Genomic DNA, 25,628 nt, shown 5'->3' with positions numbered 1-25,628 from the left:
GGGCCCGGAATCCTTTCGGGCCCCGTTTTCGTTGGGGATCTCGGATGGTGGTGCGGATGCCGGTGCCGGACCCGGTGTGGCTGGCCTGCGGTGTTCGTGGCGGCAGGCGGTCGGGCCCGCCGCGCGGGGCTCGGGGGCGGCGGCCGGGGTGGCCGGTTCGTCAGTCGGGCTTCCGTTGGGCCTTCTTCGCGGGGGCGGTGTCGGCGCCGGACGTGGGATTGTCCCCGGGGTGGCGGGTCCAGTCGAAGGACACGTCCTTGGTGTCGAGGTGCATCCCCAGCGGGACCCGCCAGGCGTCCACGCAGATCCGGTACGAGGCGGTGCGGCGCGCGCCCGGCGCGAGGGGCAGCGGGAGCTTCCGGGTGGAGGTACGGGTGTCCCAGTCGACGCCGAGGGCGCCGATGATGTGCGTCCCGAAGGTGACCGTGCCGACGGTGACCGGCTCCGTACCGGTGTTCACCACGGGGAACGCGATCTTCTCGCACCACCGCTCCCCGCCGTCCGAACGCTCCGGCTTCCCGATCACCAGCCCGGCGGGCGCGCCCTCGCCCGCGGGGAGGGTGGGGGAGGGGAGCCCGGGGTTCGAGGGCGAGCCCGGTGAGCCGGGCGTCCCCGGCCGGGCGGGCGGCGAGGCGGATGAATCGGGGCCGCCCGGTTTCCCGGAGCCGCCCGGGGTACCGGATCCGCCTGGTGTGCCGGAGTCGCCCGGCATATCGGAGCCGCCCGGCGCGTTGGGCATACCGGGGGTGCCGGAACTTTCAGGGTCCTTCCCTGAATGATCCGGAATGCCTGAACCGGCGCCTCCGGATGCGGAGTTGGCCGGATCTTTGCCCTCGCCGGATTTCCCGGTTGCGTCTCCGCCGCTCCCGCCGGGCGCGCCGGAGCCGTCCAGCGGGGTCAGCTCGACGCCCTGCCCGGACGGTGCGCCGGTGGGGGCGCTCTCCCCGGCGGCGCCGACCGCCGCGTACCCCTGACCGGCTCCGCTTCCGCAGCCCACGAGCACCGCGCCGCCCAGGCAGCACACGGCGAGCGCCGACGCGGTACGGGAGGGGCGGAAGTGGCGGGGCGCCGAGGCGGAACCCGGCGGGCGTACGGCGCCAGGAACGGGGCGCGAGGACGTGTCACGGGCGGCCATGCGGAGTGACTGTCGCATCGGCCCAGTGTTGATGACGAGTCGTCAGATTCCTAGACCTCGGTGGGCGCCGACCGGGAGGCGGCCGGAGACCGGCGCGTTGATCCGGGCGCGAGAGGCCGGGTGAGAGGCCGAGAGGCGAGAGGCCGAGAGGCGAGAACTGCCGAGGGGAAGGCGCCGAGAAGGGCTGCGGGCCCGCGACGCAGCGCAGGGGCGCAAGATCCGCCAGGAGGGCACAGGAGGCGCGAGAGGGACACCAGGGGCGCGGATCCCAGGGGTGAACGCGAGAGGCGGCCGACGGCGGCACAGGACCGCGAGAGAAGGGGCCGCCTCGAAGGCGCGGCCGAACGACCGGACTCGAAGACCCGCTACGAAGCCTCGGAGCGGAACCCGGTACGAAGCCCCGGCACGGACTCCGGGACGAAGCCCCGGCGCAAACCCCGGGGCGAAACGCGAGAGGCGAGGGAGGTGACCAGGAAGAGAAGAGCGGCGGGCGGCCGACGGGTGTCGGGCCGACGGTTCTCTTCGCAGTCCGCCGAGTGGTGCGCATCGTGCGAACGGTGGTGCGCGTGGTGCGGGTGGTGCGATGACGCGGAAGGTCAACGACCGCTCGGCGGACCCGTCCTCATTCGGCGATCAACCCTTCCCGCAGCTGGGCGAGGGTGCGGGTGAGGAGGCGGGAGACGTGCATCTGCGAGATGCCGACCTCCTCGCCGATCTGCGACTGCGTCATGTTGGCGAAGAAGCGCAGCATGATGATCTGCCGCTCCCGCGCCGGCAGCTTGGCCAGCAGCGGCTTGAGGGACTCGCGGTACTCCACGCCCTCCAGCGCGGTGTCCTCGTAGCCCAGGCGGTCCGCCAGGGAGCCCTCGCCGCCGTCGTCCTCGGGGGAGGGCGAGTCGAGCGAGGAGGCGGTGTAGGCGTTGCCGACGGCGAGACCGTCGACGACGTCCTCCTCCGACACCCCGAGCGCGCGGGCGAGTTCGGGGACGGTCGGCGAACGGTCGAGCTTCTGCGACAGCTCGTCACTGGCCTTGGTGAGCGCGAGTCGCAGCTCCTGGAGGCGGCGCGGGACCCGCACCGACCAGGAGGTGTCGCGGAAGAAGCGCTTGATCTCGCCGACGACCGTTGGCATTGCGAACGTCGGGAACTCCACGCCGCGTTCGCAATCGAAACGGTCGATCGCCTTGATCAGACCGATCGTTCCGACCTGGACGATGTCCTCCATCGGCTCGTTACGGCTGCGGAACCGGGCCGCCGCGTACCGCACCAGCGGGAGGTTCAGCTCGATCAGGGTGTCGCGGACGTACGTACGCTCCGCGCAGTCCTTGTCGAGCGTGGCCAGCCGCAGGAACAGGGAGCGGGAGAGCGTGCGGGTGTTGATGGCGTCGTCGTCGTGCACGGGCGGTGCGGGCGCGGGAATCGCGGGAAGCACCTTTGAGCTGTCCAGTTCTACGGACATGCCACCCCCTTGAGGTCGCGGGTCGGGTCGCTGCGGCGTCCCCGGACCGAGGCGGACCGGAGAGTGATACCTCCACCTGAATACCGGAGGCGGCGCCGCGGCAAACGCGGTTCCAGCAGAATGTCACATGTCGGCAACGCGCTGTAGCGTCATGTCGACATATCTGCGCAGGAACGCGGGGTCCCGTGTCGCCCCTGCCGGTTAGACCTCGATCCTGTTTGCGGATCTCAGCCGGGCGAAGCTCCGTGACAGTAGCCGCGAGACGTGCATCTGCGACACCCCCAGCTCCGCGCTGATCTGAGATTGCGTCAAGTTGCTGTAGTAACGCAGCAGCAGAATCCGCTGTTCGCGCTCGGGAAGTTGGACGAGCAGATGGCGGACGAGGTCGCGGTGTTCGACGCCGGCCAGCTCGGGGTCCTCGTAGCCGAGCCGGTCGAGGAGTCCGGGGAGGCCGTCGCCCTCCTGGGCCGCCTCCAGAGATGTGGCGTGATATGACCGCCCGGCCTCCAGGCAGGCCAGCACCTCCTCCTCGCCGATCTTGAGGCGTTCGGCGATCTCGGCGGTGGTCGGCGAGCGCCCGTGGAGCACCGTCAGATCCTCCGTCGCGCCGTTGACCTGGACCCACAGCTCGTGGAGGCGGCGCGGTACGTGGACGGTGCGGACGTTGTCGCGGAAGTACCGCTTGATCTCGCCGACGACGGTGGGCATCGCGAAGGTGGGGAACTGCACGCCCCGGTCCGGGTCGAAGCGGTCGATGGCGTTGATCAGGCCGATGGTGCCGACCTGGACCACGTCCTCCATCGGCTCGTTGCGGCTGCGGAACCGTACGGCGGCGTACCGGACGAGCGGGAGGTTGGCCTCGATGAGGGCGGCGCGGACCCGGGTGTGCTCGGGGGTGCCGGCTTCGAGCCCGGCCAGTTCGGCGAAGAGCACCTGTGTGAGCGCCCGCGTGTCCGCGCTCCGGCTCTCGCGGGATGGCGCCTTGGGCGCAGTACGGGCCGTCACGGTCACGCCACCCTTCACAGTGCATGTATCCGGCAAAGCGGTCATAGCATCACAAGACATGCGCAGTGTGTGCAAGTACCGCATTACTCCGTGTTGACCGGCGAGTTGATCTACGTAACGCGGTGCGTCGCTGCCCGTTCGGAGGGCCCCGAACGGCGTACCGTCGCGCGCGCCGGGCGCCCGCGCGTACGCCGGTACCCGCGAGGGCGGCCCCTGGTGGGCATGGTCCGCGCCCCGTTCGCCACGTGGGCACGGAAAAGCCCCCCGCCCGGCGTCGGAGCCGGGGGCGAGGGGCGCGTCAGGAGGTGCCGGGGGCGATCAGAATTCGTAGTCGGCGATCACCCAGGTGGCGAACGCGCGCCACTGTGCGGCGGCGTCCTGGTGGGCCGGGTGCGCGAGGTAGCGGGCGAGGGCGTCGCGGTCGGCGACGGCGGAGTTGATCGCGAAGTCGCGGGCGATGGGCCGGTCGGTGATGTTCCAGCCGCACTCCCAGTGCGTCAGCTCCGGGATCTTGTCGCCCAGCTCCATGAAGGCGCGGGCGGCCTCCTGGACGCGCAGCTCGTCCGGCGAGACGCCGTCGTTGAGCTGGAACAGAACCAGGTGGCGGATCACTGGGGCCTCCGTGCGGCGGGCGGTGCCTGGCCGGACCGCCCGGCGGCGCCGGGGGCGGTCAGCTGACCAGCTGCGTCATGAACTCGCCGACGCCCTTCGCGGCGGACGAGACACCTTCGAAGCCTATCTTCACCAGGTCACCGGCCCGGTCGGGGGAGGTGATGATCGTGTAGAGCACGAAGACGATGAGCACGTACATCGCGATCTTTCTCGCCTGCGCCATCGAACCCGTCTCCCCCTGGGCAGTGCTGCCCGCTCCCCTGTGCGACCGGGCGAGTGTAACCACTACGGCGCCCGGCGCACCGGCCCGAAGGCGGTCCCGCCGCCCGGACACCGGCCGCCCGGGGTCTCGCCCGCCGCGGGTGAACGGGACCAAAGCCCCGCCGAGGGAGGTCTTTTGGCGCGCCGCGGCGGCGGCCTGCGGGGGCACCATGGGGGTACGCCCCGGAGGTCCGGCAGGAGCCCCGGGGCGGGGCCGGGTCTCACTGCGGGGTCCATGCCGCGTAATCCCCCGATCGCGGCGCGGACTCGGAGGCCCGGCCCCTCGGGGAAGCGGCCGGCAACCCCCCGTCCGGCCGCTTCCCCCTCCTCTTCTCCCCATCTCCCCAGGTGTCGCCCTGTACGGTCCGCTCCCCGCGGGCGGTCGGCGCCGGGCGGTACGGTGCGTGCGCGCGGGTCCGAGCAGGTGTCCGCGCCGCCGATAATGGCGTACGCCGCGGACGGTCTCCGGGTCGCGGCCCAGCGTCCGACGCACGCCCGAGGGGGATCACACATGGACAAGGACATACGCCGCGCACCGGGAGCCGGCGTGGCCGGGGGGACGGCTGCCGCGGAGGCCGGTAACTCCGCACGGGGTAAGGGAAGTTCGCGCGGCGCCCGGCGCCGGGCCGCGACGGTGCTCGCGCTCCTCTTCGGTCTGCTCGGCGTGGCCGCCGCGCCCGCGACCGCCGCCGTGGTCCGCCCGGCCGCGGTCGTCGCGCACCACGCCGAGGTGGCCGCGGACGGGGCGAAGTCCGGTGCGCCTGCCGCCGGTTCGTCGCGTACGGCCGTCGCCGCCGCGGCCACGACCGGACAGGCGCGGCACGGCACCGCCGTCACCGCTGCGCAGATCGAGAAGGTGCACCTCACCCACGCGAAGTCGGAGAAAAAGAAGAAGACGGGCTTCTTCAAGAAGCTGGGCATCTTCCTGATCGTGCTCTTCGTGATCATCCTGGTCGTCGTGGTGCTGGTGATCTGGCTGATCGTCCACTTCATCCGTAAGGCGTTCCGCCGCCGGGGCTGACCGCCGCACCGCCGCCACCCCGTCGTACCGCCCGTCGCCCGGAACCGTCCGGACGGCGGGCGGTCGCGTTGGCGCAGGTCGAAGAGGGGCGGAAGGCATTGGGGTGAGGTGGTGCGGAATGGGCTTGCATGAAAATTCGAAAGGCTGCATACTCTTGCTATGTCCAAGGTCCTTACCTCCCTCCCCGTCGGTGAGCGCGTCGGCATCGCCTTCTCGGGCGGCCTCGACACCTCGGTCGCGGTCGCGTGGATGCGCGACAAGGGCGCGGTCCCGTGCACCTACACCGCCGACATCGGCCAGTACGACGAGCCCGACATCGCCTCGGTGCCCGGCCGCGCGCAGACCTACGGCGCCGAGCTCGCCCGTCTGGTCGACTGCCGGGCCGCCCTGGTCGAGGAAGGGCTGGCCGCGCTGACCTGCGGCGCGTTCCACATCCGCTCCGGCGGTCGCCCCTACTTCAACACCACGCCGCTCGGCCGCGCCGTCACCGGCACGCTCCTGGTCCGGGCGATGCTGGAGGACAACGTCCAGATCTGGGGCGACGGCTCCACCTACAAGGGCAACGACATCGAGCGGTTCTACCGCTACGGCCTGCTCGCCAACCCGAACCTGCGGATCTACAAGCCCTGGCTGGACGCCGACTTCGTCACGGAGCTGGGCGGCCGCAAGGAGATGTCGGAGTGGCTGCTCGCCCACGGCCTCCCCTACCGGGACTCCGCCGAGAAGGCGTACTCCACCGACGCCAACATCTGGGGCGCCACCCACGAGGCGAAGACCCTGGAGCACCTGAACGTCTCCCTGGAGACGGTCGAGCCGATCATGGGCGTCAAGTTCTGGGACCCGTCGGTCGAGATCCCCACCGAGGACGTCACGATCGGCTTCGAGCAGGGCCGCCCGGTGACGATCAACGGCAAGGAGTTCGGGTCCGCCGTCGACCTCGTCATGGAGGCCAACGCCGTCGGTGGCCGCCACGGCATGGGCATGTCCGACCAGATCGAGAACCGGATCATCGAGGCCAAGAGCCGCGGCATCTACGAGGCGCCCGGTATGGCCCTGCTGCACGCCGCGTACGAGCGCCTGGTCAACGCGATCCACAACGAGGACACCCTCGCCCAGTACCACAACGAGGGCCGGCGCCTGGGCCGCCTCATGTACGAGGGCCGGTGGCTGGACCCGCAGGCCCTGATGGTCCGCGAGTCGCTCCAGCGCTGGGTCGGCGCCGCCGTCACCGGCGAGGTCACCCTCCGGCTGCGGCGCGGCGAGGACTACTCGATCCTCGACACGACCGGCCCGTCCTTCAGCTACCACCCGGACAAGCTGTCCATGGAGCGCACCGAGGACTCGGCGTTCGGCCCCGTCGACCGGATCGGCCAGCTCACCATGCGCAACCTCGACATCGCCGACTCGCGCGCCAAGCTGGAGCAGTACGCCGGCATCGGCCTCATCGGCACCACCAGCCCCGCCGTCGGCGCCGCCCAGGCCGCCGCGACCGGCCTGATCGGCTCCATGCCCGAGGGCGGCGCCGAGGCCATCGCCTCCCGCGGCGAGGTCTCCGCCGAGGACGAGGCCCTCGACCGCGCCGCGATGGAATCCGGCACGGACTGAGCGCATCCCGTCACCCGGGCCCCGTGGACTTCGGTCCGCGGGGCCCGTTGTGCGTGCGGGGGCCTTCGCCTGCGCCCGGCCGCTCCGTGCCCGCCTGAGCAGCGCGAACACCCGCGACGGCAGCAGCTACCCCTACCCCTCCCGCCTCACAACCCCCTTGCAGGTAAAGCCAGTTGACGCCACCTTTCCCGCCCCTCCCACTACTCTGAAGCGGTGGTGTGAGGAGAAGACGGGGGCGGAACATGGAGATGCTGGATGATGTCGTCGCGGTGATCAGCGGGGCCACGGCCCTCGCCTCGACGTACTTCGGATACGTGGCAGTGCGCGGGCAGCTCCGCCGGCGGCGGTCACCGGATCCGGCCGATCCTCCGCCGCCCGAGCCCCCGGCGCCCGATCCGGCACCGCCGGAGCCCTCCGCGTCCGGCTACGACCTCTTCCTCTCGTACGCCGAGGCGGACGCCGACACCGCCCGGCGGCTCGCGGACCGGCTGCGGGACGCGGGGCTCGACGTGTTCCTCGACGCATGGATCGGCCCGGGGCTCGTCGAAGCGCTGGAGAAGGAGCGGGCGTTGCTCGCGTCGGCCAACGGGGTGCTGCTCTTCAGCCGCGCCACCATGGCCGACCCGGCGATCCGGGACGAGTACGCGGCGCTGCTGCAGCGGGTCCACTCCGGCGGGCGGCGGTTCGTCCCCGCGCTGATCGACGACGTGCCGCTCCCGCCGTTCGCCCGGATCCGGCGCCCGGCCGACCTGCGCGAGCCCGGCACCGCGGCGTTCGACGCACAGCTCGCCGCGCTCATCCGCGCCGTCCGGCCCGACGCGGCCGCGGAGCCGGACGGGGACGTGGCGCCCCGTACCGCATCGTGACGGAGGCCGGCCATGAGTGACGCATACCTCTCCCACGCCCCCGAAGACGCCCACTGGGCCGAGGAGTTGGCGTCCCGGCTCGCCGCCCACGGCGTCCATGTCTTCCTCGACGCATGGAGCCTGCTCCCCGGCGATGTGCTCGTGCACCGGCTGGAGGCGGAGATCCGCGCCGCCACCACCGCGCTGGTGCTGATCAGCCCGGCGTCGGGCGCCTCGCCGCGGGCCCATGAGGAGTACGCCGCCCTCGCCACCGCCGCGGCCCGCCGGGAGCTGCGCTTCATCCCGCTGCTCCTGGGCGACGTCGCCCTTCCGCCGTTCGCCGCGAACCGGACCTGGCGCGACTTCCGCGATCTCGGCGCCGAGGAGTACGACGCCAAGGTCGCCGAACTCGCCGCCGTCATCCTCGGCCGCGCCCCGGACACCGATGCCGGGCACGCGGACAGCCTCTCCGCCGCCCTGCCCGCCCCGCCCCGGCCGCTCACGCCGCCCGAGGAACCGGGCGTCGTCCTCTGCCACGTCCCCGCCGACGCCGCCTACGGACAGGCGCTCACCGGCCACCTGCGGGCGGCCGGGCTCCCCACCTGGTCGGCCGGTGACCTGCGGCCCGGGGACGCGCACTTCTGGACCCTCCGGCAGCGCCTGCGGTACGCGACCGCCGTCGTGGTGCTGATGTCCCCGCAGTCGCAGGACTCCGACGACATCACCCGGATGATCCTGGAGGGGCTGCTGCACGACCGGCCCTTCTTCCCCGTCCTGCTCCACGGCGACCGCAACTACCAACTGGCGCACACCTGGTACCTCGACGCCCGGGACGGACAGCTGCCCGGACCGGACGAACTGGCCCTGCTGCGCCGCCTGCACGACGCCCACACCGAGGGCCGCCCGCTCGACCACGCCGCCGTCCTGCCCGCGCCGCTCGCCCGGCCGCCGGTCCGCACCGTACGCATCCCGACGGCCACCTCCCTCGACGGGCTCGGCCACGCCCTGCGGCAGGGCGAATGGGCCCACGCCGACCTGCTGACCACCTCGCTCCTGCTGGAGGCGGCCGGCCGGCTCGACGACGGCTGGCTGCGTGCCCGCGACGCCCGGCGCCTGCCGTCCGGCGTCCTCGCCGGCATCGACGCGCTGTGGTCCGGCCACTCCCACGACCGCCAGGGCTTCACCGCCCAGGCGCGGACGGCGACGGTGCGCGGCACCCGGCACGCGGAGTTCCTCGCCCTGTCGGTGGCCTGCGGCTGGCGAGGCTCGGAGGCGGACGGCGTACCGCGCTCCTACCGGGAGTTCACCGCGGCGGCCGGTCCCGGCGGCCGCCCCGGCTTCTACCCGACGCTGCGCAACCCGCAGAACGAACGGTTCCCGGACTGGTACGACCAGTGGACGGCGACGGTGCTGGCCACACATCTGCACTTCCACCGCGAGGGGGCTTCCCGCTGATGGCATGGTTGTTGATCCCGCTGCTGCTCGTCGCCCTGGCCGGCCTTGCGTGGTACGGCCGTGTCGTCGTCCCCCCGGACAAGGTCGGCATCGTCACCCGGCGGTACGGGCGCGCCGACGCGCAGTTCCGGCGGATCACCCCGCGCTCCTCGCGGGGCGTCTGGGCGCGCACCCTCCTTCCGGACCGCTACAGCTGGCTGCTGCCCGGCCTGTACGAGGTCACCTTCGTCGAGCGGGTGCGCGTCCCGGTGGACAGCGTCGGCGTGGTCACCGCCCTCGAAGGGCGGAAGAAGCCGGCAGGGCGCACCGTCGGCCGGGCCGTGGAGTGCGACTTCTTCCAGGACGGGGTGGCGTTCCTGCTGAACGGCGGGGAGCAGGGCGTCCAGGCCGTCACGCTCAGCGGCGGCCACGCCTACGACCTCAACACCAGGCTCTTCCGCGTCGAACTGGCCCCGCGTACCTACGTGGGCTCCGGGACGATCGGGCTGGTGAGCGCCAAGGACGGCCGGATCCGGCCGCCGGACCGGTTCTTCGGGCCGCATGTGGAGTGTGACAACTTCCAGGACGGCGCGGCGTTCCTGGCCGGGGGAGGGGAGCAGGGCCGGCAGATGGCGGTGCTGGCCGGCGGCTCGTACTACGACATCAACCCGGCGCTCTTCGAGGTCGTCACCACCGACAACGTCGAAACCGAGCGGTTCCGGGGCAGCGGGCTGACCAGGCACCACCTCCAGGAGATCACCGTCCCGGTCGGTTTCACCGGCGTGGTCGTCACGCTCGACGGCGCGGACCCCGAGGAGGAAGAGGACGACGACGAGTTGGGGCCGCGGGTGGCGGGGCACCGCCGCTTCCAGCTGCCGTGGGTGTTCCTGGAGAACGGCGGGCGCCGCGGTGTGCAGGCGGAGACGCTCGCCGAGGGGCCGGTCTACACCCTCAACCCCTGGTTCGTCCGCGTGATTCTGGTCCCGACCCGGCTGCTGATCCTCCAGTGGATGTACAAGACGGAGTCGGCGTCGCGTAACTACGACGCGCAGCTGCGGCAGATCGTCGTCACCGTGCAGGGCCACCGGTTGTCGGTGGAGATGAGCCAGACCCTGGTGATCCCGCGGAAGGCCGCGCCGCGGCTGATCCGTGAGTTCGGCGGCACCCAGACCTCCGGGCTCGGCGGGCTGGAGAACGACCCGATCCCGGTGCAGCGCTTCGTCGAGCGGGTGCTCGGCGCGACCGTCGCCTCGTACTTCAACGAGATCGCCGCCGCCTCCACCGTCTCGGAGTTCCTGAGCACCTACGCGGAGACCCGGACCGACCTCACCGCGCAGGTCCGCACCGCCCTGGAGGAGGCGGGCGTGGAGGCGCGGCGGACCACGCTCGGTGAGTTCCGGGCCGAGGACGAGTCGCTGAACGCGGCCCTGAAACGGACGTTCGAGGCGGAGCAGCGGGGCGAATGGCTCGCCCACGAGCAGAAGAACGCCGAGATCGAGCTGGAGATCGAGGAGCGGCGGCTGGTCGTCGAACGGCGCCGTGCCGCGCTGGAACTCGACGGGGAGATCGAGGTGTTGGGCCGCGACAACGTCGCGATGATCCGCATCATCAAGGAGATCTCCGGGATGCAGGTCCCCCAGTACATCGGCGGCGGGGACATCGCCGCCTACGTCGACACCCTGCCGATGTCGGCGGTGGCCCGGATGATGGACCGGGTCCGGTCGCTCCGCTCGGACCAGCAGCTGGACGGCGCGGTGGAGGCTCCCGTACTGCCCGAGGGCGGGCGGGGACCGGCCGTCGACGCGGAGGCGGTGGAGACCGCGGAGACGGTGGAGGAGGACGGGGCCGGGGGATGAGGCGGCAGCCCCCGGCGGGGCGCGGTGACGGCCTCCGCACGCCGGTGGGGCGCCGGGGCCGCCCGGTCACGGGCTGACGGACCGCCAGATGCGTTCCGGCGTCTCCCGTACGGCCTCGTCGAGGTCGACGTCCCCCAGGGAGAGCCAGCGGCGGGCGATTCCCGTCACCGGTCCCAGGATCAGCGATTCGAGGACGGGCAGCGGGAGTTCGGCCAGTTCGCCCGCTTCCTGGCGGCTCTGGAGCCAGGCGGTGAGCGGGCTGAGGCGGGCCTCCTGCGAGTCGCGGAGCTGGGGGGCGCGCGCCATGGCCTCGCGGTCCATGGGGGCCGAGTGCAGGAGCCGGGATGCGTCCGGGTGCGTCCGGACGAAGCGCAGATAGACCCGGACCACGGCCTGGACTCCGGAGCGCGCGTCGTCCACCTGCTCCAGCGCGGCGGTCATCTCCTCCAGCAGCCGCGCCAGCCAGCGCTGCGCCAGCGCGGTCAGCACGCCCGGCAGGCTGCCGAAGTGGTGGTAGATGGAGCCTGCGCTGACGCCGCTGGCCACGGTGAGCGCGCCCAGTGTGAGACCGGATTCGCCGTCCGCCGCGTAGATCTCCAGCGCGCGGTCGAGGACCAGCGCGGCGGTGGCCGCGCCGCGTTGCTGCTTCGGACTCATCGCCGTCGCCTCGCTCCCGGTTCGGGGTACGGTGCCCCGCGGGCACCTCGCGGACCAGCATAGAAGAATTTTCTAGAATTTTTTCCGGAAGTTATTCCGGAAAGCCGGTGCGTGCTCCACACTGCGGTGTGCGGACGCAGCGCGGCGGGGGGCCCGGCGTCCGCATCGGGCCCCCGGGCCGTGCCGCACGTTCCTGCCCGTCCGCCGGGCCGCGGCGGGAGCGTGCGGATCACCTCCGCGCCGTGGAAACCCGCGGCGCCCCGAGGGCGTCCCCTCCTACACCGCTCAACGACGACCTCTCACCACCGATCCGGCGGTGGGGACGACCGGGGGATCACACGGCCATGACCGACGTCCACAACGGCGCGCACGAGGACAGCGAGGACGGCGGCAACGGTGCCGGCGCCCCCGGCGACGGCCTGACCCCGCTGACCCCCGCCGACCCCGCCCGCATCGGCCCCTACCTGCTGCTCGGCAGGCTCGGCGCCGGCGGTATGGGCCGCGTCTACCTCGCCCGCTCCGCCGCGGGCCGCACCGTCGCGGTCAAGGTCGTCCACGAGGAACACGTCGCGGACCCGCAGTTCCGCGCCCGCTTCCGCCGTGAGATCACTGCCGCGCGCCGGGTGAGCACGCGGTACACCGCCCCCGTACTGGACGCCGCCCCCGACGCACCGCTCCCCTGGGTCGCCACCGGCTACGTCCCCGGGCTCTCCCTCGACCAGGTCGTCCGGGGCCACGGGGCGCTCCCCGCCGCGTCGGTGCTCGCCCTCGCCGACGGACTGCTGCGCGCGCTGGACGACATCCACGGCGCCGGCATCGTCCACCGCGACCTCAAGCCGTCCAACGTCATGCTCACCGCCGACGCCCCCAAGGTCATCGACTTCGGTATCGCCCGCGCCGTGGGCACCTCCGTCGAATCCCTGCTGACCAGCACCGGAATGGTGATCGGCTCCCCGGGCTTCATGTCCCCCGAACAGATCCTCGGCGACCCCGCGGGCCCCAAGAGCGACGTCTTCACCCTCGGCTGCGTCCTGACCTACGCGGCCACCGGCGCCCTCCCCTTCGGCCGCGGCGTCAGCAACCAGCATGCGGTGATGTTCCACATCGTCGAGAACGCCCCCGATCTGGACGAGGTCCACGACGCCGGACTCCGGAGGCTGATCGGCCGCTGCCTGACGAAGGATGCCGACCAACGACCGTCGGTGGCCGAGCTGTTGGAGGGCGAGGCGGCCGGTGGCGGTGCCGATCCCCGCTCCGGCCCTGGTTCCGGCCCCGACCCCCGTTCCGGCCCGGACCCCCGTTCCGCTTCCGGCTCCCGCTCCGGCTCCGCATCCCGCCCCGCGGCCGGGGCGTCGTGGTTGCCGCCGGAGGTGCTGGGCCGCCTCGCCCGTCAGTCGGCCCTGCTGCTGGACGCGGAGGCGACGCCGGTACGGGAGGAGGCCCCGGACCGGGAGACCGTCGGGCTGCGTCCGGAGGGGAACAGCGGCGAGGGGGCTGGCAGGGAAACGAACAGGAAGGCTGCCGGTAAGAGACCAGGCCAGGAGCCGGACGAGGGGCCCGGCGCGGAAGCCGGGGGCGGGGAAACGGACAGGAAGCCTTCCGGTAAGAAACCTGACCCGGAGCGGCGGCGTCGGCCGTGGGTCGTCTCCGTGCCCGTGGTGCTGGTCCTGGCGGTGGGCGGCGGAACGCTCGCCGTGCTCCAGCCGTTCAGCCGCTCCGCCACGCCTCCGCCCACGGCCGGGGGGCCGCACTCGACCGCCCCGGTGTCCCCGTCCGCGCCGGGCGGTGATTCGTCCGGGCACGGCAAGCACTCCGAGGCACCCCACGGCAAGGACGACGACGGGAAGGCCGGTGGGGCGAAGGGGGCCGACGGCAAGGACGGCCGGGATGGGCACAACGGCCAGGCCGGGGAGAGCGGTTCGGGCTCACCGGCGGGCGGCGGTACCTCGGCCGGTGACGGCTCCGGTGACGGCTCCGGCGGCTCGTCCGGCTCGTCCGGCGGCGGAGGCGGCGGCGCGTCCGGCAGCAGCGGCTCCGGCTCCTCCGGCGGTTCGAGCGGCGGCTCCGGCGACTCCGGTAGCGGCTCGGTCCCCGCGCCCTTCGTCGGCAGCTGGGCCTTCGGCGACCCGTACAACCCCGGGCAGCCGGGCACCATCCGGATCTCCCGCTCGGGCACCGTGAGCCTGAGCGACTTCCCGTACAACAGCTGCCTGTACGAGGGCCGGGTGACCTCTCGGACCGGCAGCCGCATCAACGTCGACGCCGCCAAGCGCGTCGGCCCCAACCCCGGCTACTGCTACGACAGCCTCGACGCCTCGTACTTCACCGTCAACGGCAGCGGTATCCAGCACAACGTCGGCGCGGCCAACGGCAGCGGCTACTACTACAAGCGGGCGTGAGACCTGTGCGGGCGCACGCCCCCGCCCGCACGCCCTCTCGAATCCGCACCGTGAACGCCACCGGACACCCCCGGATCGGGTGAATCGGCGAAGTATGCCCATCAGTTGATGCGATGGACGCGATAGAGGTGGCGCAAGCCCGCGGGTGAAGCGGGGCGCGTATCCGAAGGAAGATCATGCGAGCAATCACGGTGTGCCTGGTGGCGGCGGCAGCGACGCTGGGGCTGGCGGCCCCCGCGTCCGCGACCGAGCCGGAGTCCGGGGAGGTGGTGGTCTTCTCCACCGAGGCCCAGCCCCTCGACGTCTACCGCGACCCGGAAGGCTGCCAGCAGCTGCCCGTCCTCGCGCACGTGCTGGCGAACCGGACGGACCGGCCGGTGAAGGTGTACGGGAACCCGTTCTGCCTGGGCCCGTCGGTGGCCGTCCCGCCCGGTCACGGCATCCACGTACCGGGCGGCGCGGGCTCGTTCTCGGCCTGACGCACCCGGTGGCCCGTGCCGCTGGCCGACCACCTCGTCAAGGGGCCCTGCCCGCCCCGGAAGCCGCCCGGTCACACCTCACCGCCCCTGACCTGTTCGCGCAGGTCAGGGGCGGTTCTTTCGGTCGGTGACGGGGTGCCCGCACCCCGTACGGGTAACCCGAACGGAGCATGCGTACGGCGGTCGTACGCGCCCCGGGGCGGTCTGCGGTCGCGGCGCCGGGGGATTGACGCGACGCTGTCAGAGGAGCGTGGCTCGCCTCACACATGCGGTGTGCGCCGGCGGTCGCGCCGGACAGGGAGGTGGCGGCATGGCAGCGATGCCCGACGAAGGGCGGCGGCCGGGTACCCACGGCGACGTATCGGCCATGAACAAAGGCGCCGTGTTCGCCGGTGTGGCGCTGACGGTGAGCGGCCCGCTCAGCATTCTCCAGGGGGTCACCGGTATCGCGGGCGACAGCCTGTTCTCCCCGCCCCACTACGCCTACCGGTTCGACCTCACCTCATGGGGCTGGATCCACCTCGTGATCGGACTGGGGCTCTTCATCGCCGGTATCGGGGTCCTGCTGCACAAGCCGTGGGCCCGCGGCGCCGGTATAGCGATGGCGGCGATCAGCCTGATCACCCAGTTCATGTTCGTGCCGTACTACCCGGTCTGGTCCATCGTCGTGATGGTCTTCGACCTCCTCATCGTCTGGACACTGGCCAGAACGCCCCTCGGAGCCGCAACGGCCCGCCCAAGGGCGAGAGGCGCCCATTGACACGACACCGCCGAAGCCCCGTGCTGCTTGGACGGCACGGGGCTTCGTGGGATTCACGGGCGGCGTCGGTCAATGGCCGACGCGCCGTCAGAAGTCGTACGGCTTCTCGGAGTTCCAGTTCAGCACGTCGGCCTCGTTCCAGGTGAACTGCGGCTTGTCGCCCTTGGCGTCGACGGAGTAGGAGGGGCCGTCCTGGCCGTCCGTGCCGCGCAGCGCCATGGCGAACGAGGTGGCGGTGTGGTTGTTCGAGCCGTAGTCGAAGAGGTTCACCGCGCTGTAGACCTTGCCGCCGGGCTGGAGGGTGAGGTGCGCGCCGCCGCCCTGGCTGTCCTTCTTCGAGTGCGGCAGCGCGGCGCTGTCGACGTCGCCACCGAGCTTGACGGACGGGTACGAGGTGACCCAGCACGGCTTGTCGCCCTCGTTCGACGCGGTGATCAGCAGGTGGTCGCCCTGCTGCCCGGCGAAGCGGTGCTCCGCGGTGACCATCAGCTCGTCACCGACGCACGGCTGCCCGTCCGCCGTGTCCGTGCCGCCGGTCTCGTCCGTCCCGCCCGAGGCGGTCGCCGAGCGGGCGCCCGCCTTGGCGGCACCGTCCCCGGCGGACACGGACCGGCTCTGCGCGCCGCCGGCGTCGCCGCCCGCCGCCTTGGTGCCGCCGTCGGCGCCTCCGCAGGCGGTCAGGCCCAGCGCCAGCGCGGCGGTGACGGTGGCCAGTGCGGCGGTACGAATCCGGGAAGTGCGCATGCTCGGGTCCCCTGCGGTTGCGTGCGGGACTCTTCTTCGGTCGTTCCCGCCGTGTGACCCTCACTTTTCCCGAGGCCGCTGACGTCCCGGAAACGCCTCACTCACGTTCTGCGGACAGGCGCGACGCCGCCCTTGGGCGGGGCGCCGGTTCGGCGGGCACGGCAGCGACGCGGCCATGTTCCGACGCTCAGCTGTTGCTGTGCCGACTGCGGTAGGCCGCGACGCTGGCGCGGTGCGCGCAGGTTCGGGTGCAGTACTGCTTCGAGCCGTTGCGTGAGAGGTCCACGTAGGTGGCCTGGCACTGGGTCCCGGCACATACGCCGAGACGGGTCGGACCGAGCGTGGCGATCACGCTAGCCAGCGCGCTGAGCGTGGTCGCGGCCAGGTGCGCCGCGCAGCGGTCGGTGTCGGCGGTCACCTCGGTCCACCAGCGGTCGTGGTCGTGGCGCAGCACCGGAGTGGCGCGACTGCGGCGCAGACCGTCGTTGATCAGGGCCGCAGCGGCGACCGGGTCGGTGCTGGATCGTTCGAGCACGCCGCGCACGGTCTCGCGCAGTGCGCGGACCTCCGTCAGGTCGGCGCGGGTGAGGCGCCGCCGGGGACCGGGCCCCCGGTCCGTGGCCGAGCTCGACGGCTCGCCCGGTCCGGCAGGCGGATGGTTGGCGAAGAAGTCCTGGAGCTGTTCCACGGTCTCCAGCGCGTCCTCGCCCTTGATCGGCCTCCAGGTGTTGGCGAGATCGACGGCCGCCTCCACCGCCGATGCGATGTGACACGCATCTAGCATTTGACGTGTCTCCTCACCGTTCGTAGCGTGACACCCGTATTCGCTTTCACATGTCACAACATACCTGGGTGGAGACGACGATGCCGCAGACGGTCCGGTCGGGAGGGCGCCTGGGCGGGGGGCCTGCCCAGGCCCCGGACGGGCGCCGGCTGGGACTGATCCTGGGGTTGCTGGTGCTGCCGATGTACGTCGCCTTGGGCGCCCCGTCGGTGGCGCTGCCGGCGATCGGCCGCGCGCTCGGAGTGCCGTTCGGGACCACGGCATGGATCCTCGCCGCATGGTCGCTGACCTCGGCACTGGCGATGCCGGTCGCCGGTCGGCTGATGACCCGGTGGAGCCCCGTACGGGTCCTCGTCGCCGGGGTTCTGGTACTCACCGCGGGCTCCGCGCTCGCGGCGGTCGGCCCGACGTTGCCGGTCGTGATCATCGGCCGACTGATCGGTGGCGCCGGGGCGGGTGCGACCGTGATCGCCGTCTTCGCCGAGGCCACCGCCCTTCCCGGGCAGCAACGGCTGCGCGCGTGGGGAACGGTCGCAGCCGCCGGCGCGACGGCGTCGGCGTGCGGGACCCTGGTGGGCGGGGCGGTGACCGCGTGGCTGGGGTGGCGTGCCGTGCTCGCGATCCCGGCCCTCGCACTGCCCCTCCTGCTGGCCGCGTTGGCGGACAGGCGTACGTTCACGCGGATCGGCGGCGGTGAGCGGGACGGCTCGGCCGGGCGACTCGACGCCGGCGGTGCGGCCGTGCTGTCGGTACTCGCCGGGTCGCTGATCACGGTGTTGCAGGCGCATTCGGTCCAACTGCCCGCTGCGGTCACGCTCGTCGTGGCTGCCGCCGGGGTGCTCGCCGGGGTGGGACTGTGGTGGCGCGTGCGGCGCAGGCCCGACGGGTTCGTACCTCGGCGGGTGATCGCGGCCCGCGGCGTCCCGGCTGCCGGGCTCGTCGGTGGGGCGGTCTTCGCCGGCTACTACGGGGTGCTGTTCCTCGCCCCGTCCCTGATCGAGCAGGCTACGGGCGGTGGCGCCCTCGAAGCCGGCGCGCTGCTGGTCCCGGCCGCCGCCTGCTCGGTGCTGGCAGGGCGGCTGGCCGGCACCGTGACCGCACGGTTCACCGCGTGGCAGGTGTCGGCCGGGCTTGCGGCACTCTCCGTCATCGGCGTGCTCGTGGTCGGGGTGTTCACCGGGCCGACCGCGGTCATCGTCGGCGTGGCGCTGACCGTGAGCGGGTTCGCCGGCGTCCAGACCGTGGTCGTGGGCCTTGCACCGGAACTGGTCGCCGCACACGACCGCGACACCGCACAGGGCCTGCTCACCTTCATGGTCAACCTGGGGGGCGGGATCGGTCCGGCCGCTGTCGCGGGCCTGTCCGGCATCGTGTCGGTGCCGGTGGCCCTCGCCGTGCTCGCGGTCCTCCCGCTGGCCGGACTCGTCCTCAGCGTGACCCGACGCCCCGGCGCCCGACAACCACCGGAACCTCACGGCACCGTCGACTCTCAACCCGTCACCTTTCCCCCCGGCACGTCCTGACAGAACAGGAGCCAGCTGTGGCCGCCGAGCCATTTGAGGTCCGCATCACCGAAGCCGAGATCGCGGATCTGCGTGAACGGTTGCGACGAACGCGGTGGCCCGAGCCCGAGCCGGTGGACGACTGGTCACAAGGGTTGCCGCTGGCCTACGCACAGGAGCTGTGCCGCAGCTGGGCCGAGGACTACGACTTCGGGTTCGCCGAGCGGCTGAACGTATTCCCGCAGTACCGCGACACCATCGACGGGCTGGGCATCCACTTCCTGCACGTCCGCTCGCCGGAGCCGGACGCGTTCCCGCTGGTGCTCACGCACGGCTGGCCGGGTTCGGTGCTCGAATTCCTGGGAGTCCTCGGACCGCTGACCGACCCACGCGCACACGGCGGGGACCCGGCGGACGCATTCCACGTGGTCGCCCCGTCGTTGCCCGGGTACGGCTGGAGCGACAAGCCGACGAGGACCGGGTGGGGTGTCACGCGCATCGCGCGCGCCTGGGACACGTTGATGGTGTCGCTGGGTTACGAGCGTTACGGCGCGCAGGGCGGTGACTGGGGTTCGGCGGTGTCCGGCGCGCTCGGCGAGGTGGCGCCCGAGCGGGTCGTCGGCGTGCACCTGAACATGGGGTCCGTGGCGCTGGGCACGTTCGACGACCCGACGCCCACGGAACGAGCGAACCTCAAGGCTGAGAAGGAGTTCCAGCGCACCGGCCGGGGGTACTCGGGCCAGCAGGCGACCCGGCCGCAGACGCTCGGCTACGGCCTCACCGACTCCCCGGCCGGCCAGGCTGCCTGGATCGCCGAGAAGTTTCAGGCATGGACGGACCACGACGGCAACCACGAGGACGCGGTGTCGCGGCAGAAGATCCTCGACGAAATCTCGGTCTACTGGTTCACCGCGTCGGCCACCTCGTCCGCGCGCCTGTACTGGGAAAGCTTCGCCCACTTCCGGGACAAGGTCACCGCGCCGTCCGGGCTGTCGATCTACCCCCGCGACCTCACCCGCCCGTCCCGGCGGGAGGCCGAACTGCGGTTCACCGACCTGCGCTGGTTCGAGGAACTGCCGCGAGGCGGCCATTTCGCCGCGCTGGAGCAGCCGGAGTCGCTGGTCGAACAGGTGCGTGGGTTCTTCCGCCTTGTCCGCCGGCCGGGCACGGACCAGGAGCCACAGACAGGGGCCGGTCACGATGCACCGTGACCGCACACCTATTCAGCAGTGATCAGCTCGTGGCACGGTTCGGCACGCCTGAACGGTCATTCCGACCGGCCGGCGGACGCCTCATCGAGAGTCGGCTCAGAACAGGGTGTCGTGCACCCGCAGCGGCCGATACCTGGTCGGGCCGAGAGGTGATGTACGGGCTGATGGTGGCCAGTGCCTACCGTTCCGCCTCTCCCCACGCGCCGACGATCACCCGGTCGCCCACGGACACCCGCCCCGGCCGCAGCACGGCACACTTCGTACCGAACACGACACCGCCCCCGGCGGCCCGCCGGTAGCCGGCGAGCGTGCGGAGCGGCTCGGGCCCCGCCGTTGCGCCGACCGCCTGGTCCACCATCGTGACGACGCACCGGACGGCCGGCTTTGCGTAGCCCAACTCCGCATCTCCCGCGACGAGTTGGCGCACTCGGTCCTCGGTGTGGGGCTCGGCCCAGCCATCGACGACGATGTTCGGGCGGAAGCGGTCCATGGGCAGCGGTGCGCCTCCTCGTGCGGCCATCCGCGCGTTGAGCAGGTCCAGGGTGGACCTGGAGAGGAGGTGTACGGCACAGCTGTCGGCGTACCCCGACGTGCCGGGCGTCCGGCCGTCGGTCACCCGGTCGTGCTCCGGCGGCACCCGCACGAGCCGGGACGGCGCGCCGAGGAACTCCGAGAGCCACCCGGCGGCTTCGGCGCCCTGGTCGATGCCCTGGTACGGGTTCCCGAACAGCGTCACGTCCCGGCGCGGCCCGGAGGCGTCGACGTCGATGGTGAGCCGGTCCAGCCCCGGCCCGTGCAACGTGAGGAGCCCGCCGTCGGCGCCGATCTCCGGCCCGATCAGCGCGAGCCGCGGATCACGGCGCTGACTGCGGAAGGTGCCGTCGGCGTCGGTGACCAGGAAACTCCGGTCGTGGTCCAGCCCCGCGGGCCGTAACGCCGCCTCGTCCACCGAGACGCCGGTGCACCCCTTGATCGGGTAATACGTCAGTGCGGCGATCCTGGCCACGTGTTCGCCTCCTTCGTCGTCGGTCCGCCGGCGGCCGCCCGGGGTGTGCCTCCGCCTATTGCGCCGCTGCCGCCTTGAGCTGGTACAGCTCGGGCACGGATACCTTGATCGGCTCCTGCGTGGTCCGTGCGATCACGACGACCACGGGCTCCTGCGGGTCGGGATTCTCCTCACGGTGCGGGACGAATGGGGGGACGAACGCGAAATCGCCGGGCTCCGCGGCGATCCTCACCTCCTGCGCCCCGTCGTGGAAGACGAACACGGGGTGCCCGCTGACCACGTAGATCCCCGCCTCCGACGCGCCGTGATGGTGGTTGTCCGTGGCGCTCGACGGCGGATTCTCCACCCGTCCCATCCAGAGCTTCCTCGATCCGACCGTGCCCCCGCTGATCGCGGCGTACCCGTCCAACTGACCGGAACGAACGTGGTGGACGCGGTTGTTCAGCGGTGCACCGCCGTCGCTGCTCGGCGCCGTCCCGACGCCTTCATGGGTGTTCACCGTGCGGCCTCCTGGATCTCTTCGACGGCCTTCGGCCGGATCGACGGCCTTCGGCTGGACACCACACTGCGGCCACCGCCCGCGGGGTGGCAATTGTCGTTGCCGTAACGGCAATTCGCGCCTTCGGAACGGAGACATCCCCCACCGGCATCCGCCGGCCGACCCCGCCCCGGACTCCGGACGCAGGGGAGAGAGCGAGACGGACGGGCAGAAAGAGCCGCGGAAGCGGCCTACCGGAAGGCGTACGGGCGACTCGGGGACCCGGACGGCGATCCTGGCCGCCTCCCGGGACCTCTTCGCGCAGCACGGTTACACCGGCGCCTCCCTGCGGGCGATCGCCGGGCGGGCAGGCGTCGACACGGCGTTGATCCGGCACTTCTTCGGCGACAAGGACGGCTTGATCGCCGCCACGCTCGTCGACCGGACCACCGGGGTCGCGCTGGCCGTCGCCCATCTGATGGGCGTGGCCGTCGCCCGTTACGTGATCAAGGCCGAACCGCTGGTCGGCATGGACCGGGACGAACTCGTCCGCAGCGTCGCACCCGTCGTCCAGCACCACCTCACCCGCAAGCCGCTCACCGGATCCGACTGAACGCGGCCGGGCGTCCCGCGGGCCGCTCCCGCGCACGTGCGGACCTTGCTCCGGAGGCCGGGGGCGTCGCGCTCTTGGGCGAACGGCTGGCGACGGGTGCGTGCCGAACTACGGCATGTCGCTGGCCGGCAGCACGATCAGTTCCAGAGGGTAGTGCCCGTTGTATCCCAGCCCGTGCTGGTTCCATACGACGTCCTCGGGGCGCGGCTGGACGTTGCCGGCCGTGTCCCTGGCGCGCGTCATGATCCGGTAGTACCCCGGCCGTACGTTCTGCCAGGGCAGTTCGAAGCGCACCCACATGAGGGGCTCGGGCTTGGTGCGGAGCGTCGCCTCGCGCCACGGCATCACCGTGGTCCACGTCCCGGGCTTGACGAGCTTCTCGACGGTGACGTCGACCCGGTCGATGGAACCGGTACCGGACCAGGCGCGTCCGTTCAGCACCTGATCGCCCGGCATGAGCGTGCGTTCGGGGTCGTGCTCGATCGCGCTGCGCACGGGAGCGTCGGTGGGGCGGACCGGGGTGGGATAATCGGGCCCGATGAGCACCTGGTTCTGCGCCGGACCCGTGACAGGAATGCTCTGCTTCGACACCTGGATCTCGCCCAGCCATTTGACCATGTGGTTGCCGCCCCATCCGGAGAACAGGACGCGGAGCGGATAACCGTGGTCGACGGGCAGCGTCTTCCCGTTCATACGGTGGACGAGCAGGGTGTCGTCCTTGAGGGCCTCCGCCGCGCGAACGACCTGTGAATAGGGGACGGTTCCGCCCGGATCGTCGGGACTGGAGATCTTGTCGAGGCCGATGAATTTCACCTCGACCGCGCCGTGGGCCCCGGCTGCGGCGAGTACGTCCTTGACGCGTACCCCGGTCCATTCCGCTGCGGTCACCGCACCGAAGTGCCATTGGGTGAAGCCTTCCGGCAGCCATCGGCCGTCACCGCCCGAGGGCGGGAGCTTGGGGAAGAATGCCGCGCAGTTGGCGCCGCAGTCGAGGGTGCGGCGCAAGGTCACCTGAGGCATCGCCAGCAGTTCGGCGTAGGTGAACGACCGGGGGCGGGTGAGCGCTCCTCCGGTGAGCTTGAGCCGCCACGTTTCCACATCGAGGGCGGGCGGCTTCGCCCGATTGTGGATGAAGGACCGGTCGTTCGGGATGGTGTCCCCGTATCGGGAGCTGGTGCCACCGAGAACCGCGGCGCCGAGCGGGCCCCATTTCATCTCGTACGAACCGTTTTCACGGCGGACGAAATAGCGCGAGGGCGTCGCCTGCACCACTAGTTCGTCTTTCTCCGACGGCGGCGGTGCGGCTGCGCCGGAGGACGGCGATGCGCCGAGGACGGCACAGGTGCCCAGACCGGCGGTGGTGACTCCTGCCGCCGAGAGCCCCAGGAAACCGCGACGGGAATACCGGGACGCGGGCGGCGGTTTCCGCATGGCGCCATTGGGGGGTTCTACGCAGTCCGCTTGATCACTCGCTGTCATATCTCTGCCCTCGCGCGCGGAATTGCTGCGGATGACGGGAGGTGATTCGGAAGGGGCCTCGGCGGCAGAACGCAGCCTATTCCGGCACTCGTCGGCCCGCATGTCGTGGTTTGCCGCGGACCTGCGCCGTGACGGAATGCCATGTGCCGCCGAGTCCTCACTACGCCAGCCGGTGAACTCCACGATCACTCTTGGGCACCGTGCGGTACTTCTCTCAGCAGGCCGTTGGGCGAGATCCACAGGCAGCGCAGCACTGCCCGGCGCGGGCGACAGGTGAGCGACAGGAGAGATGCAGTGTCCATCGATGTGACGGCGGATTCGATCACCGAGGCGGTACAGAAGACTTTCGAAGGCGCGGAGGACGACCGCGTCAAGGAGTTGTTCGTCCGCCTGGTGCAGTGCCTGCACGACTTCACCCGGGAGACGCGCCTGACCGGTGAGGAATGGTTCAAGGCGATGGATTTCCTTGAGCGGGTGGGAAAGACCTGCACTCCGACCCGGCAGGAATTCGTCCTGCTCTCCGACATTCTGGGCCTGAGCGCCCTGGTGGACCTGATCCACCATCCGGGTGGGGGATCGGCGACCGATTCGACGCTGCTGGGCCCCTTCTACGTCGACGGCCGGCCGACGGCGGAGAACGGATCGGACATCTCCGGTGCGGCCGAGGGGATTCCGCTGTTCTTCCACGGCCGGGTACTCGACCCGGACGGCAATCCGGTGGCCGGCGCCAAGGTGGACACGTGGCACAGCGACGGCGAGGGCTTCTACGACGTGCAGATGCAGGACCGGCTCCACGGCGAGCTGGCCATGCGCGCCCTGCTGACCACCGACGGCGACGGGCGGTTCTGGTACCGGTCGGTGGCCCCGCGGTACTACCCGGTCCCGACCGACGGACCGTGCGGGGAGATCCTGCAGGCCGCGAACCGGTCGCCGATGCGCCCGGAGCACCTGCACTTCTGGTTGCACGCCAAGGGCTTCGAGCCGCTGATCACCATGCTGGTCCGCAGCGACGACCCCTATGTGGAGCGGGACGCGGTCTTCGGCGTCAGACGGTCGCTGGTGGTGGACTTCGTCCAGCGGGACGCGGGCGGCACCGCTCCGGACGGGACCCGTATGGACGAGCCGTTCCAGACGGTGGAGAAGACGTTCGTGCTGGCCCGGGCGGAGCGCTGACGGTGTCCCGTATCCCGCTGACCCCCGCCGGGTCGGTCGGTCCCGCCGCCCGTGACTTCCTGCGCCGGCGCGGTGAGCTGAACGTCTTCCGGCTCCTCGCGGGCGCCCCGCAGGTGTTCGACGGCTGGAGCGCGATGGTCGATGCCCAGCTCGACAGCCGCACGTTCGGCCCGCGGCTGCGCGAACTCGTGATCCTGCGGGTCGCCCACCTCCGGCACTGCGCCTACGAGGTCGCCCAGCACACGCCCCTGGCCCGGAGAGCCGGTATCAGCGATGCGGAGCTGAGCGCGCTGAGCGCCGGGGGAGCGGTGTCCGGCTTCCCCGAGCCGGAGGACACCGTACTGGCCTTCGTCGGCGAGCTGTGCACCACGGGCACCGTGACCGGGGAGACCTTCGCGGCGGTCCGTGCCCTGCTCGACGAGGCGGCGCTGACCGAACTGCTGCTCCTGGTCAGCCTGTACCACGGGCTCGCGCTCGTCGTGAACGCCGCCGGTCTCGACATCGACCACGACACCCGGCTGCGGTCCTCCCCATGACCCGCCTCCCGTACTGCACCAGCATGTCGCCCCGCGTCCGCGACCTGGTCGCCGAGCGCGGGAACCTGAACGTCTACCGGGCACTGGCGCACGCGGGGGAGCCCTTCGCCGGCTGGATGGTCGCCGGCCGCGCCGCCCTGACCAGCACGGTGGTACCCGCGCGCCTGCGGGAGCTGGTCATCCTGCGCGTCGGGCACCTGATGCGGTGCCCGTACGAGATCGCGCAGCACACGCGGCTGGCCGAGGAGTGCGGGATCGGCTCCCGGCAGCGCGATGCCCTGGCAGTCGGCGGGCGGCTCGCGGAGGGCGGGTTCGGCGCGGCGGAGTCGGCCGTGCTGGAGCTGACCACGGAACTGGTCACCACCGCGTCGGTGGCCCCCGCCCTGCTGGGCCGGGTGCGTGCGGTGCTCGGTGACGAACAGCTGCTGGAGGTACTGATGATCATCGGCCGGTGGAGCGGACTGGCCTTGATGATCAACGCGCTCGATGTGGACATCGACACCGGCACCCGCTTCACCCTGCCCCACTGACCAGCGGACTTCCGCCCCCACAGACACACAGACAGGACGGCGAG

25 protein-coding genes are annotated in these 25,628 nt (G+C 71.9%); 14 read left to right on the top strand and 11 right to left on the bottom strand.

Features of this window, described 5'->3' with window-relative positions:
- Positions 1 to 160: 160 nt before the first annotated feature.
- The 5 genes from ACZ4U4_RS01960 to ACZ4U4_RS01940 all read right to left on the bottom strand — a co-directional run bounded on the left by ACZ4U4_RS01960 (position 161) and on the right by ACZ4U4_RS01940 (position 4,434).
- Positions 161 to 1,153, bottom strand: coding sequence for a hypothetical protein (locus ACZ4U4_RS01960; protein WP_467868320.1), 993 nt, complete (start codon positions 1,151 to 1,153; stop codon positions 161 to 163).
- Between the two features lie 604 nt (positions 1,154 to 1,757).
- Positions 1,758 to 2,594 (bottom strand): RNA polymerase sigma factor SigF, encoded by an 837-nt coding sequence (locus ACZ4U4_RS01955; RefSeq protein WP_345078343.1) that lies wholly within the window; start codon positions 2,592 to 2,594, stop codon positions 1,758 to 1,760.
- A 201-nt stretch (positions 2,595 to 2,795) separates the two neighbouring features.
- Positions 2,796 to 3,605: an RNA polymerase sigma factor SigF gene (locus ACZ4U4_RS01950; RefSeq protein ID WP_467868319.1), complete on the bottom strand. Its 810-nt coding sequence runs from the start codon at positions 3,603 to 3,605 to the stop codon at positions 2,796 to 2,798.
- A 312-nt stretch (positions 3,606 to 3,917) separates the two neighbouring features.
- Positions 3,918 to 4,211 carry a Dabb family protein gene (locus tag ACZ4U4_RS01945; protein ID WP_467868317.1) on the bottom strand — a complete coding sequence of 98 codons (294 nt, stop codon included), beginning with the start codon at positions 4,209 to 4,211 and terminating at the stop codon, positions 3,918 to 3,920.
- A 58-nt stretch (positions 4,212 to 4,269) separates the two neighbouring features.
- Positions 4,270 to 4,434 carry a hypothetical protein gene (locus ACZ4U4_RS01940; protein WP_345078330.1) on the bottom strand — a complete coding sequence of 55 codons (165 nt, stop codon included), beginning with the start codon at positions 4,432 to 4,434 and terminating at the stop codon, positions 4,270 to 4,272.
- 549 nt (positions 4,435 to 4,983) lie between these two features.
- Between ACZ4U4_RS01940 and ACZ4U4_RS01935 the strand changes: the two genes are divergently transcribed.
- The 5 genes from ACZ4U4_RS01935 (at position 4,984) to ACZ4U4_RS01915 (ending at position 11,233) form a co-directional block, all read left to right on the top strand.
- On the top strand, positions 4,984 to 5,493 hold the full coding sequence (locus ACZ4U4_RS01935; protein WP_467868316.1) for a hypothetical protein: 510 nt from the start codon (positions 4,984 to 4,986) through the stop codon (positions 5,491 to 5,493).
- A gap of 159 nt (positions 5,494 to 5,652) precedes the next feature.
- Positions 5,653 to 7,098, top strand: coding sequence for an argininosuccinate synthase (gene argG, locus ACZ4U4_RS01930; RefSeq protein WP_467868315.1), 1,446 nt, complete (start codon positions 5,653 to 5,655; stop codon positions 7,096 to 7,098).
- A 242-nt stretch (positions 7,099 to 7,340) separates the two neighbouring features.
- Positions 7,341 to 7,964: a toll/interleukin-1 receptor domain-containing protein gene (locus ACZ4U4_RS01925; protein ID WP_467868313.1), complete on the top strand. Its 624-nt coding sequence runs from the start codon at positions 7,341 to 7,343 to the stop codon at positions 7,962 to 7,964.
- Positions 7,965 to 7,976: 12 nt separating this feature from the next.
- The gene (locus ACZ4U4_RS01920) at positions 7,977 to 9,398 is read left to right on the top strand and encodes a TIR domain-containing protein (RefSeq protein ID WP_467868312.1); all 1,422 of its coding nucleotides are present in this window, start codon (positions 7,977 to 7,979) and stop codon (positions 9,396 to 9,398) included.
- Positions 9,398 to 11,233: an SPFH domain-containing protein gene (locus ACZ4U4_RS01915; protein WP_467868311.1), complete on the top strand. Its 1,836-nt coding sequence runs from the start codon at positions 9,398 to 9,400 to the stop codon at positions 11,231 to 11,233. The genes ACZ4U4_RS01920 and ACZ4U4_RS01915 overlap by 1 nt, the downstream gene beginning before the upstream one ends.
- 66 nt (positions 11,234 to 11,299) lie before the next feature.
- On the opposite strand, the gene ACZ4U4_RS01910 is transcribed toward ACZ4U4_RS01915, so the two are convergent.
- The gene (locus ACZ4U4_RS01910) at positions 11,300 to 11,890 is read right to left on the bottom strand and encodes a TetR/AcrR family transcriptional regulator (protein ID WP_467868309.1); all 591 of its coding nucleotides are present in this window, start codon (positions 11,888 to 11,890) and stop codon (positions 11,300 to 11,302) included.
- 344 nt (positions 11,891 to 12,234) lie between these two features.
- On the opposite strand from ACZ4U4_RS01910, the gene ACZ4U4_RS01905 reads away from it, so the two are divergent.
- The 3 genes from ACZ4U4_RS01905 to ACZ4U4_RS01895 all read left to right on the top strand — a co-directional run bounded on the left by ACZ4U4_RS01905 (position 12,235) and on the right by ACZ4U4_RS01895 (position 15,528).
- Entirely contained in the window at positions 12,235 to 14,289 is a 2,055-nt protein-coding gene (locus tag ACZ4U4_RS01905; protein WP_467868307.1) for a serine/threonine-protein kinase, read from the top strand.
- A gap of 176 nt (positions 14,290 to 14,465) precedes the next feature.
- Complete coding sequence (locus ACZ4U4_RS01900) at positions 14,466 to 14,768, top strand: hypothetical protein (RefSeq protein ID WP_467868305.1); 303 nt, start codon at positions 14,466 to 14,468, stop codon at positions 14,766 to 14,768.
- Between the two features lie 310 nt (positions 14,769 to 15,078).
- Positions 15,079 to 15,528: a DUF7144 family membrane protein gene (locus ACZ4U4_RS01895; RefSeq protein ID WP_467868303.1), complete on the top strand. Its 450-nt coding sequence runs from the start codon at positions 15,079 to 15,081 to the stop codon at positions 15,526 to 15,528.
- Positions 15,529 to 15,615: 87 nt separating this feature from the next.
- Here the strand turns inward: ACZ4U4_RS01895 and ACZ4U4_RS01890 are convergent, their stop codons facing one another.
- Complete coding sequence (locus tag ACZ4U4_RS01890; protein WP_467868301.1) at positions 15,616 to 16,272, bottom strand: DUF4232 domain-containing protein; 657 nt, start codon at positions 16,270 to 16,272, stop codon at positions 15,616 to 15,618.
- 187 nt (positions 16,273 to 16,459) lie between these two features.
- Complete coding sequence (locus ACZ4U4_RS01885) at positions 16,460 to 17,056, bottom strand: CGNR zinc finger domain-containing protein (RefSeq protein WP_467868299.1); 597 nt, start codon at positions 17,054 to 17,056, stop codon at positions 16,460 to 16,462.
- 68 nt (positions 17,057 to 17,124) lie between these two features.
- On the opposite strand from ACZ4U4_RS01885, the gene ACZ4U4_RS01880 reads away from it, so the two are divergent.
- Both ACZ4U4_RS01880 and ACZ4U4_RS01875 read left to right on the top strand, forming a co-directional pair.
- A complete protein-coding gene (locus ACZ4U4_RS01880; RefSeq protein ID WP_467868297.1) occupies positions 17,125 to 18,579 on the top strand; it encodes an MFS transporter in 1,455 nt (484 codons plus the stop codon).
- Between the two features lie 17 nt (positions 18,580 to 18,596).
- Positions 18,597 to 19,769, top strand: coding sequence for an epoxide hydrolase family protein (locus ACZ4U4_RS01875; protein WP_467868295.1), 1,173 nt, complete (start codon positions 18,597 to 18,599; stop codon positions 19,767 to 19,769).
- Between the two features lie 178 nt (positions 19,770 to 19,947).
- On the opposite strand, the gene ACZ4U4_RS01870 is transcribed toward ACZ4U4_RS01875, so the two are convergent.
- Together ACZ4U4_RS01870 and ACZ4U4_RS01865 are read right to left on the bottom strand one after the other, a co-directional pair.
- Positions 19,948 to 20,775, bottom strand: a complete 828-nt coding sequence (locus tag ACZ4U4_RS01870; protein ID WP_467868293.1) for an MOSC domain-containing protein — start codon at positions 20,773 to 20,775, stop codon at positions 19,948 to 19,950.
- Between the two features lie 55 nt (positions 20,776 to 20,830).
- Positions 20,831 to 21,274, bottom strand: coding sequence for a cupin domain-containing protein (locus tag ACZ4U4_RS01865; RefSeq protein ID WP_467868291.1), 444 nt, complete (start codon positions 21,272 to 21,274; stop codon positions 20,831 to 20,833).
- Between ACZ4U4_RS01865 and ACZ4U4_RS01860 the strand changes: the two genes are divergently transcribed.
- Positions 21,267 to 21,866, top strand: a complete 600-nt coding sequence (locus ACZ4U4_RS01860; RefSeq protein ID WP_467868290.1) for a TetR/AcrR family transcriptional regulator — start codon at positions 21,267 to 21,269, stop codon at positions 21,864 to 21,866. The two genes, ACZ4U4_RS01865 and ACZ4U4_RS01860, sit on opposite strands and share 8 nt — an antisense overlap.
- Positions 21,867 to 21,974: 108 nt before the next feature.
- On the opposite strand, the gene ACZ4U4_RS01855 is transcribed toward ACZ4U4_RS01860, so the two are convergent.
- Positions 21,975 to 23,528: a molybdopterin-dependent oxidoreductase gene (locus tag ACZ4U4_RS01855; RefSeq protein ID WP_467868288.1), complete on the bottom strand. Its 1,554-nt coding sequence runs from the start codon at positions 23,526 to 23,528 to the stop codon at positions 21,975 to 21,977.
- Positions 23,529 to 23,639: 111 nt separating this feature from the next.
- Between ACZ4U4_RS01855 and ACZ4U4_RS01850 the strand changes: the two genes are divergently transcribed.
- From ACZ4U4_RS01850 to ACZ4U4_RS01840, 3 genes are read left to right on the top strand one after another with little or no spacing between them, the layout of a single operon-like run.
- On the top strand, positions 23,640 to 24,518 hold the full coding sequence (locus ACZ4U4_RS01850; RefSeq protein WP_467868287.1) for a dioxygenase family protein: 879 nt from the start codon (positions 23,640 to 23,642) through the stop codon (positions 24,516 to 24,518).
- 2 nt (positions 24,519 to 24,520) lie between these two features.
- Positions 24,521 to 25,054 (top strand): carboxymuconolactone decarboxylase family protein, encoded by a 534-nt coding sequence (locus ACZ4U4_RS01845; RefSeq protein ID WP_467868285.1) that lies wholly within the window; start codon positions 24,521 to 24,523, stop codon positions 25,052 to 25,054.
- Entirely contained in the window at positions 25,051 to 25,584 is a 534-nt protein-coding gene (locus ACZ4U4_RS01840) for a carboxymuconolactone decarboxylase family protein (RefSeq protein ID WP_467868284.1), read from the top strand. The genes ACZ4U4_RS01845 and ACZ4U4_RS01840 overlap by 4 nt, the downstream gene beginning before the upstream one ends.
- Positions 25,585 to 25,628 lie beyond the last annotated feature (44 nt).

The sequence above is a fragment of the Streptomyces sp. NPDC029159 genome (genome assembly GCF_055564055.1).
Note: the sequence above shows the minus strand (reverse complement) of the source record. Positions and strands in the feature narration are given on the sequence as shown.

Excerpts from the sequence above, each read along its gene's own strand:
- ACZ4U4_RS01960 (WP_467868320.1), bottom strand. The coding sequence starts at position 1,153 with ATGCGACAGTCACTCCGCATGGCCGCCCGTGACACGTCCTCGCGCCCC.
- ACZ4U4_RS01955 (WP_345078343.1), bottom strand. The coding sequence starts at position 2,594 with ATGTCCGTAGAACTGGACAGCTCAAAGGTGCTTCCCGCGATTCCCGCG.
- ACZ4U4_RS01940 (WP_345078330.1), bottom strand. The coding sequence starts at position 4,434 with ATGGCGCAGGCGAGAAAGATCGCGATGTACGTGCTCATCGTCTTCGTG.
- ACZ4U4_RS01935 (WP_467868316.1), top strand. The coding sequence starts at position 4,984 with ATGGACAAGGACATACGCCGCGCACCGGGAGCCGGCGTGGCCGGGGGG.
- argG (WP_467868315.1), top strand. The coding sequence starts at position 5,653 with ATGTCCAAGGTCCTTACCTCCCTCCCCGTCGGTGAGCGCGTCGGCATC.
- ACZ4U4_RS01925 (WP_467868313.1), top strand. The coding sequence starts at position 7,341 with ATGGAGATGCTGGATGATGTCGTCGCGGTGATCAGCGGGGCCACGGCC.
- ACZ4U4_RS01920 (WP_467868312.1), top strand. The coding sequence starts at position 7,977 with ATGAGTGACGCATACCTCTCCCACGCCCCCGAAGACGCCCACTGGGCC.
- ACZ4U4_RS01915 (WP_467868311.1), top strand. The coding sequence starts at position 9,398 with ATGGCATGGTTGTTGATCCCGCTGCTGCTCGTCGCCCTGGCCGGCCTT.
- ACZ4U4_RS01910 (WP_467868309.1), bottom strand. The coding sequence starts at position 11,890 with ATGAGTCCGAAGCAGCAACGCGGCGCGGCCACCGCCGCGCTGGTCCTC.
- ACZ4U4_RS01905 (WP_467868307.1), top strand. The coding sequence starts at position 12,235 with ATGACCGACGTCCACAACGGCGCGCACGAGGACAGCGAGGACGGCGGC.
- ACZ4U4_RS01900 (WP_467868305.1), top strand. The coding sequence starts at position 14,466 with ATGCGAGCAATCACGGTGTGCCTGGTGGCGGCGGCAGCGACGCTGGGG.
- ACZ4U4_RS01895 (WP_467868303.1), top strand. The coding sequence starts at position 15,079 with ATGGCAGCGATGCCCGACGAAGGGCGGCGGCCGGGTACCCACGGCGAC.
- ACZ4U4_RS01890 (WP_467868301.1), bottom strand. The coding sequence starts at position 16,272 with ATGCGCACTTCCCGGATTCGTACCGCCGCACTGGCCACCGTCACCGCC.
- ACZ4U4_RS01885 (WP_467868299.1), bottom strand. The coding sequence starts at position 17,056 with ATGCTAGATGCGTGTCACATCGCATCGGCGGTGGAGGCGGCCGTCGAT.
- ACZ4U4_RS01840 (WP_467868284.1), top strand. The coding sequence starts at position 25,051 with ATGACCCGCCTCCCGTACTGCACCAGCATGTCGCCCCGCGTCCGCGAC.